Source organism: Pseudoalteromonas sp. SR45-5, assembly GCF_014163565.1.
GTDB classification, from domain to species: Bacteria; Pseudomonadota; Gammaproteobacteria; order Enterobacterales; family Alteromonadaceae; genus Pseudoalteromonas; species Pseudoalteromonas distincta.
In genome coordinates, this window is the sequence record NZ_JACJDN010000907.1 from 1 (window position 1) to 1,175 (window position 1,175).

The following is a 1,175-nucleotide window of genomic DNA, read 5'->3' on the forward strand; positions in this document are numbered from 1 at the left end:
TAAAAAAGCACCCACCGATGAAAACAAAAATATCTAAAATATGAGTCATTAAATCGGCTCAAGGCTATCTATAGGCCAACGAGGTTTTGTTTTCATATCAAGCGTGGCAAATTGCCCTGCTTTTAAACGTTGCATTCCGGCATAAGCAATCATTGCACCATTGTCGGTACAAAATTCAGTACGCGGATAAAACACTTCGCCTTTCATACCCTTCATTACGCGTTCAAGCTGCAGTCGAAGCTGTGTATTTGCACTCACACCACCGGCGATGACCAAACGCTTAATACCTGTTTGTTTAAGCGCACGCTTACACTTAATAACGAGCGTATCAATAACCGCCGTTTGAAATGCATGCGCTATATCAGCTTTGGTTTGATCGTCGTCGTCATTTTCACGAATCGTGATTGATGCCGCTGTTTTTAAACCACTAAAACTAAAATCAAGTCCTGGCTTGTCGGTCATAGGGCGAGGAAATACAAAACGCTTTGCTACGCCTTGTTCGGCCATTTTAGCTAAGCGTGGACCACCGGGGTAATCAAGACCAAGTAACTTAGCCGTTTTATCAAAGGCCTCGCCTGCGGCATCATCAACTGACTCACCTAGTACTTCGTATTGTCCAATACCTGCTACTTTAACCATCATGGTATGACCGCCCGATACAAGCAATGCAATAAACGGAAACTCAGGGGTATTTTCCTCAAGCATCGGAGCAAGTAAATGCCCTTCCATGTGATGTACTGCTACCGCAGGTATATCCCAGCCGTATGCTAATGAGCGACCAATAGACGTACCTACCAATAATGCACCAACTAGACCTGGGCCTGCAGTATAAGCAATACCGTCTAAATCTTCAGGGCCACAACCTGCTTGCGCAAATGCTGCATCTATAAGTGGTAATGTTTTACGAACATGATCGCGCGATGCAAGTTCCGGCACTACACCGCCGTAATCAGCGTGTACTTTTACTTGGCTGTATAATTGATGAGCTAACAAGCCTTTTTCGTCATCATATATTGCAATACCCGTTTCATCACATGACGATTCAATGCCTAAAATTCGCACTGTACTTCTCCTGCCTTTTAAATTCTACTTTGCTTCTTTTATAACGTAAGACCAATATTTGTTTGGCCATCTTCAAGGGCAAACTTTTTAAGTGCCTTTACGCTATCAGAGGT

General features: G+C 43.5%; 1 protein-coding gene and 1 pseudogene. Both read right to left on the reverse strand.

Features of this window, described 5'->3' with window-relative positions; genetic code table 11:
* Positions 1 to 48: 48 nt before the first annotated feature.
* A complete protein-coding gene (gene tsaD / locus H5072_RS19990; protein WP_165744224.1) occupies positions 49 to 1,062 on the reverse strand; it encodes a tRNA (adenosine(37)-N6)-threonylcarbamoyltransferase complex transferase subunit TsaD in 1,014 nt (337 codons plus the stop codon).
* Between the two features lie 38 nt (positions 1,063 to 1,100).
* Positions 1,101 to 1,175 (reverse strand): annotated as a pseudogene (locus H5072_RS21395) (DUF416 domain-containing protein); the annotation flags it as partial.